We start from the raw sequence: 7,242 nt of genomic DNA on the forward strand, positions 1-7,242 counted from the left end.
GGCTCATCCCACAAAACAACTCAGAATCCCGCCCTGGGTCAGGGTGATGAGGGTGTTCCCATCGCAGATGGGCGGCACGATGATTCGTTCCTGATGCTGCAGCACAAAACGGGTCTGTCCTGAGGCCACATCCAGCCCATCCACCTGACCCTTTTCATCAGCAACAAGCACCAGTCCACCTGCCACGACAGGGGCGGCCACCACGGTGGCATTCAGGTGCCGGGTCCATCTGAGGTTGAGGCCAGCATCCATCATGACCACCTGCCCACTGTGATCTGCAAAAGCCCACCCTGCTGCTGTCTGATGGGGCATGTTGTAATTCTTGCCCACGATGGGGAGGCTGGAACGGCGTGCTCCAGAGTGCAGGTGGAGCAGGTTCAGGTTCCCCAGGTGGTCCAGCACGTACACCTGATCCCCAAGCACCACGGGCATCCCAAAAATGGGGTGGCTGAGCTGGGTGTTCCACTGCCATGCTCCTGTGATGGCATCCACAGAGATCACCCGGCCTTCTCTGAGGGTCACGAGCACACGGCTCCCAGCAAGGACTGGTGTGCCGATGCCCTGTCCACCCAGCGAGCTCTGCCACAGGATTTGCCCTTCAAGGTTGAGTTTGAAGAGAACCCCTGCGTAACTCAGGGCGTAAATTTCCTGACCGGCGAGTGGAGGTGCAAAAAACACATGGTGCTCCAGAACCCGTCCCTCAGGGAGCAAGAGTCCCTGTTCAGTGCCAAGGACAGGACCACGGACTGTGACCACAGGAGTGCTCTTGGAGGGAGGCACGTATCTGCTCTGAACCACCTGCCCCTGCAAATCCACAGTCACCCACTGTCCCTGTTCGGTGACCACCTGAATGAGACCATCGTGCAGCACAGGCATGCCCCTGGTTTTTCCGAGGGTGATCTCCCAGATTTTCTGGGGCATTTTCTGGAGGCTCAGGTTCAGGCGGTGTGGAAAGTGGGCTTCAAATGCAGTGGGTTTCAACAGGCTGCTTCCGCATCTTGTGCACTTCAGACTGTCTGGCAGGTTCTGGTGACCGCACTTGCACAGGGCAGCTTCCCATCTGCGCTTTAGGGGCATCAGGGCATCTAAAAGTTCACTGCCACTCTGGAAACGGTCCGACATTTTGTTCTGCACGCACTTCTCAATCACTGCAATGAAATCATCCCGGAGGTCTGGTCTGAGCTTTCGCAAACGTGGAAACTCCACGAAGACCTCACGAATCCAGGTTTCGGGAGCTGTCCCGGTCAGCAGGTGGTATAGGGTGGCTCCAAAAGCATAAATGTCTGCAGAGGGCTGCGTCTGGATGCTCTCGGCGTACTGCTCTGGTGGGGCGTATCCCTTGCTCACGAAGCGCTGGGTGTCCCTGGCCTTGGTGGGATTGAACACCCGCGAAATCCCGAAGTCTGCAAGCACCGCCTGTCCGTTGTCCCGTAAGAGCACATTTGCAGGTTTCATGTCCTTGTAGACGATGCTGTTCTGGTGCAGCTTTGAGAGGGCACTGGCGATCTGCACGCTCAGGTTCAGCGCTTCAATTTCACTGATGGGCATCCTGATTCCGCTGAGGTCCCCTCCAGAACACAGTTCCATCACCAGATAGGCGTTGCCACGTTCCACAAAGAAATCCAGCAGGGTGACGATGTGGGTGTGGTGCAGCCCGGCAAGCAGTGCCGCCTCCTGCTCGAACATCTTCAGGGCATGCTTCTGCTCCTCTGGATCGCTGGAAGGCAGAATTTCCTTGATGGCGCAAGGCCTGCCAAACAGGGTGTCGGTTCCTTTGTAAACCCTTCCCATCCCTCCCACCGCCAGGATTTTCTCCAGACGGTAACGGTTCAGCAGCATGATGTTCAGGGCCGGGGTCTGGGTGGCGCTGCCAGCAGCAGGACGGTATGCACAGTTCACGCAGGGATAAGAGGGGGTGGGTCCTCCACACTTCGCACAGATCCCATGGGGTGGTGTGGCAGGTGGTTGAGATGCGTTGGGGTTGTGACCGCAATTCACGCAGGGAAAAGCAGGGGTCTCCAGCAGGCAGTTGGGATTGGGACAGATCATGGTTTCCTCTTTTGCAATGCGTCCTGCAGGGCTTTCAGGCGAGAGGGGTTCGGGAATCCTCGGGGTGCTTTCTCCGGTTCAAGGTGCCGGACTTTCTGGATTTTCTGGCCGGACCTCAGGTACACATCCAGCATGAGAGAGGTCTTGCTGGTGAGTGCGCCCCACAGTGAACCCGCGCGGGTGTGGTACACCACCACCTGTTTGAAAGTGCCATTCCCTCTGTCCTTCAAACTGGCATGTATGGACCAGCTCTGGGCAACTTCCTGGAGCCCGAGTTCTTTCAGCAGCAGTGCATCTGCGGGCTTTAGGGTCCAGCAGGTATAACATTCATTCTCTCTCAGGCAACTTCTGCAGGTGAGGCCCTGGCAGGAGCTGCATTTCGCCGTGTGTCTGGCCCCGACAGGCTTCAGGCAGTCTTCGCAGATCAGGGTGTGGTTTTTGCACAGATGCTCTTTGGAAACAGAGCAGGAGGTGATGTCTTTCCTGTGATGATACGTTCCAGAAGGGCAGTACGTACAGATCACAGCACATTTGCTGCACAGTTTGCGGCCCTGCGTGTCGGTGACCAGATGGTCCGGGCAGGTGTTTTGCAGACAGTCCGCACACTGTTTTGTGTGGCTCTGGCAGGTGGCCTGACTGCACACGTGACAGTGATGCACATGCAACTGACAGTGCAGGTACAGTCGAAGGTCACGTTTGTTTTTGCCTTTCTGGCTTGCAGGAACACAGGAGGGGCAGACGGTCAGGCCGGAGAGGGCATGATCCGTGTGGCAGGTTTTGCAGGTGTCATGGCAGTCCGGGCAGCGCGGACCTTCCAGGGTCTGAACGGCTTCAGAAACACCAACCTGAGTCTGGCATTCCGGGCAGGCCATGATGTGGGTTTTGCAGAAGGTCCTTCCAGAGTGCTTTGCAGTGTGAAGGTATTTTCTGGAGTGCGTCTGATTGCAGGCTGCGCATTTCCCCACACATTCCAGGCAATACAGTCCTTCCACAGCCTGCACCGCTTCGGAGCGTCCCACCTGGGTTTTGCAGTCCGGACACACCACAATGTGTTCTCTGCAGAACGCATTGTGGCTGCGCTTTGAGCGGTAGCTGTGGTGGCTGCAGGTGCTTTTCTTGCAATCATGGCAACTCCGCTGGTGCTCATGGCACACCAGATGTGCCGCATGGTGGCTGTCCTGACATCCCTGCACCTCCTGGGAGGTGTGGTAGGTCCCCGTGGGGCACACCGGGCAGGTTTTTGCACATTCTCTGCAGACCTTCACTCCTGATTTTGTGGTCACCAGATGCTGCTGGCACATGGCCTTCCCACAATCCGTGCACACCTGCACGTGCTGGTGACAGAGGTACTGGGGTTTTGTGTGCTGGCCTGAGCACTGCATGGCCACCGCTGGATTCAGCCAGGTGGGTCTGGAGTGGCTTTCTGTGCACACAACGGCGCAGTTTTCACAGAGCAGTGCCCCATCTTCAGTGAGGTGCAGGACCGAATGGTGGGTGACGTTCTGGCATCCCTGACAGGTGCGGGCATGCCGGGCACAGAGGGATTTTAAGGTGATGTGGCAGGTCTGGAAGTGGTCGGTGCAGCCCACCCGGTCACAGTCCGCGCAGGACACCACGCAGGTGTGGCAGGTCTGTTTTCTGCACTCCGGGCAGGGCATCAGGCATGTTGGGCAGTTGTGCTTCTGGCAAGCGTGGCACCCTTCAAGGCAGGTGTTGCAGGTGCCCCCCTGGCAACTGCTGCATTTCTCCAGTGGGTGCTGCCTGCACTGGTGGACCTGGCACTGCTTGCACACCTGCTGGCACCTCTCGCACACCAGATGGTGCCCTTTTTCGCAGCCCTGCAACTGAAAGGTGATCTGCTGGCAGGAGCTGCAGGTCGGTGCGGTCAGCCAGGTTTTGCGCACCATGTCCCAGCGGTATTGTGCCCGCATGGACCAGTTTCTGGCCTTGAATTGCACCTCCCAGAGCTGCACGGGATACATCAGCAATTCCGCGAAGACCAGTTCGGTCTGCAACTGGGGTTTGAAGCGGTCAATGAGCATCTGGCGTTCCGGGCCGGACGCCCGGCGTTTGTTGATCTCCAGTTGCAGCCTCAAATTGATCCCGTCTTGCACGGGTTCCAGCCAGTGCTTCAGTTGCTGCTGGATGCCACTCCAGGCCCCATTCCAGGCCTCCTGCACTTCTTCAGGGGCAAGGGCCGTGGGGGTCTCGCTCGGATGAAGTTCCGGAGTTTCAGGGGCTTCGGAGAGCACCTGTTTTGTGGTGAGGTCCATCCAGATGGGAAGGATTTCTTCCAGATGCTCATCAGAGCGCACCGAGATCTTGACGTGAAAACACAGGTACTTGCGGTACAGCTGCTTTGGGGTTTTCTCAAGGTTCAGGTTCTGAGAAGAAAGGGCCAGCTGACCCAGCGCTTTGCCCTGCAGCATGGCTTCCGAGACCATGAAGCGGGAGCGCACAAACCCGATCAGGCGGTCCAGCAGCGGACTTCCAGCAGTGATGAATTCGATGCCTTCATCCTGATGAATGTCGTAATGCTCCTCACTGAAGGTGAAAAACAGCTCACTGCGCCGAAAGAACCGGTTCAGTTCCAGGGGAAGTTTGACCCGGTAGGTGCGGGAGGCCACTTCTCTGGGCTCCACCCCGAGCTTCTGGAAGAGCCCCAGCGTGAATCGTTCCAGATCGTGCATCAGAACAGCTCCTCACCGATGTCAAAATGCTTCTGGGTTTTCCTGTCCTGATCGAATTCCTGTCTGGCTTTGCGCAGTTCCGCCGAGAGCAGCCCCAGGTTCCTGTTGAGGCTTCGCACGTCCGGTGAGGTCTTCCAGAGATTGGTCAGGATCTGGTCGATGGTTCTGTCTTTTTCGCCCTGAAATTCAAAGTCCTGCAGCACACTGGCCAGTTCTCCGATGATCAAATCGAACATCCCCAGTCCATTTTTGAAAACGCTGTTGTAGATCAGCTCCTCAAAATCCTCCTCATACAGCAGGGTGTAGATGTGGGGGATCTCTTTTTGTCCGAGACGGTCGATGCGTCCCATGCGCTGTTCCATCTGTAAGGGGTTCCAGGGCAGATCGAAATGCACCAGATGGTGGGAGAACTGCAGATTGCGCCCTTCTGCAGCTGCGTCGGTGGAGACCAGGATGCCTTTGGGTGTGCGTCTGAAGTGGTAGAACCGCTCGGCTTTCTCTTTGCGGGAGAGGCCCGGAGCAAACTCAATGACGTGGTGCCCTTTGTGCCGGAGTTCCCGTGCCAGAAAATGCACGGTGCTCGCTTCCCTGGTGAAAACCACCACCTGCTTCCCGATGGATTTCAGCAGTCCATCGAGGGCCTCCAGTTTTTTGCTGGTGGTCGCCTGATGGGGTACCCCGTATGTGCGGGCGAGTTCAAGGCGGGACCCCAGCGAACTGAAGGCTTTCGAGAGCTCCCTGGCAGGGATGCGTCCGGTGCGGATCAGGTGCAGCAACTGGTTCTGCAGATTTTCTTCCTGAGGGTCCATGCGCACAGACAGCGTGTGCATCTGGCGGTCTGGAGGCAAAACGTTCTGGTAACTGGATTTGATTTCATGCCTGCGGTTGTGGATCATCAGTTCCTGCAAGACCACCTTCAGGTCCTTTTTGTTTCTGACCCGGCTGAAAAAATCATTGAAAGACAGGAAAAAATTCGGCTGGATGAAGTTGATCAGGTGGTACAGTTCCCTCACATCCTTGCGAATCGGGGTCGCCGAGAGCAGCATGGTGTACTTGCGGGGGACCCCTGCCAGATTCTCGTACACCTTTCTGGGCTGACCGTCCTTGCGCAGCAGGTTGTGCATCTCGTCGATGATCAGTGCGTCCACATTCAGTTTGCTGAAGTTGGGCTTCTGAAAAAACGACATCACCAGCAGGTCCTTATGGGCAGTTTCTCTGGAATAGGCCTCAAAGGGCAATTCCAGTTTTTCCTGCATCTCGCTGACCCACTGGTCCACCAGGTGAGCCGGGACCACAATCACCACTTTCTTCACCAGTTTGCGGATGTGGAGTTCTTTTAAAATCACGCCTGCCTCGATGGTTTTCCCGAGGCCCACCTCATCGGCCAGCATCACCTGACCGCGCATCTCCCTGAGGGCACGTTCCACTGCATGAAGCTGGTGGGGGTAGAGTTCCAGACGGTGCTTGAGGCGTTCTGGAGCCAGCAGGGTTTCAAAGCTCGGGAGTTTAGAGATGGCCTCGGCCTGCAGCCGCAGGGAGCGCAAATCCAGATCCCTCGTGCGGGCAGGTTTGGAGAGTTCCTGTAAAACCAGCGCAGTGTTTCCTGCAGGCGCGGGAATGTGCATGGGGGGCAGGATCATGGGTACATTGATTTTCGGGGCAGAGGGGGTGTCCGTCAGGATCTGGGAGCAGTGGTGGCAGCGTTCAGCGTTTCTGGGGTTTTCCCGGTGGCACCTCTGGCAGCGCACCATCTCCTGCGCCAGCTGGCTTTCTTGCAGGTTCAGCAGCAGGTCCAGCGTGTGACGCTGCTGGGCCTGAGGATGCAGCATACCCAGCAGCACCGACTTAAAACCAGAGGGCAGAGGTTCTCTGAAATGCACCTCCTGCCCGGGCACATGCACTTCTCCAGTCAACCAGTAACGCCCCAGGGCTCCCAGAGCATAAGTGTCAGTGAAAGCCCCCACCTGCTGACCTGCCCGCAGTTGTTCAGGGGCGGCAAAACCAGGTGTCCCGATGCCTGTGCTGATGGCGTGAGAGGTTCTCTGGCTGTTGCCGTAATCGATCAGATGCACCCCTCCACTTCGGGAGAACAGCACGTTCTCGGGTTTCAGGTCCAGGTAAAGCACCCCAGCCTGATGCAGTTGCCTGACCACACCCCCGAGTTCCTGCATGAGGGAAAGGGTCTGCCTCCAGTTCATGGGGAGGGCCGGGGAGGTGAGGTCTGCAAACAGGGTCATCACCAGACAGTGGCCTTCTGGCAGAGAAAATGCATCGATCAGGCTGGGCACCTGGGTGAGGTGCAAGGGGTCCAGCGCAAGCAGGTGGTCCCTTTCCTGCTCGAAGGTGTTCTGGTTCTGGTGGCACTTCAGGGCCAGGAACTTTCCGGGAATGAAAGGGTGCTTGACCCGGTAAACCCGGGCCTGCCCGCCCTGCCCGATGAGGGAATCGATGGTGTAGCGACCCAGCTGGGTGATCATAAGACTCCATCAATGTATCAGAACCC

Annotated in this window: 3 protein-coding genes; all 3 read right to left on the reverse strand. The window is 57.3% G+C overall.

Annotation, left to right across the window (positions count from 1 at the left end; genetic code table 11):
* Positions 1-3: 3 nt before the first annotated feature.
* From DC3_RS12710 to DC3_RS12720, 3 genes are read right to left on the reverse strand one after another with little or no spacing between them, the layout of a single operon-like run.
* Positions 4-2,049 (reverse strand): serine/threonine-protein kinase, encoded by a 2,046-nt coding sequence (locus DC3_RS12710; protein ID WP_146884836.1) that lies wholly within the window; start codon positions 2,047-2,049, stop codon positions 4-6.
* On the reverse strand, positions 2,046-4,739 hold the full coding sequence (locus tag DC3_RS12715) for a hypothetical protein (protein ID WP_146884838.1): 2,694 nt from the start codon (positions 4,737-4,739) through the stop codon (positions 2,046-2,048). Before DC3_RS12715 ends, DC3_RS12710 begins: the two co-directional genes overlap by 4 nt.
* Positions 4,739-7,216 (reverse strand): protein kinase domain-containing protein, encoded by a 2,478-nt coding sequence (locus tag DC3_RS12720; protein ID WP_146884840.1) that lies wholly within the window; start codon positions 7,214-7,216, stop codon positions 4,739-4,741. The genes DC3_RS12715 and DC3_RS12720 overlap by 1 nt, the downstream gene beginning before the upstream one ends.
* Positions 7,217-7,242: the final 26 nt, after the last annotated feature.

It is taken from the genome of Deinococcus cellulosilyticus NBRC 106333 = KACC 11606 (assembly GCF_007990775.1).
GTDB lineage: Bacteria > Deinococcota > Deinococci > Deinococcales > Deinococcaceae > Deinococcus_C > Deinococcus_C cellulosilyticus.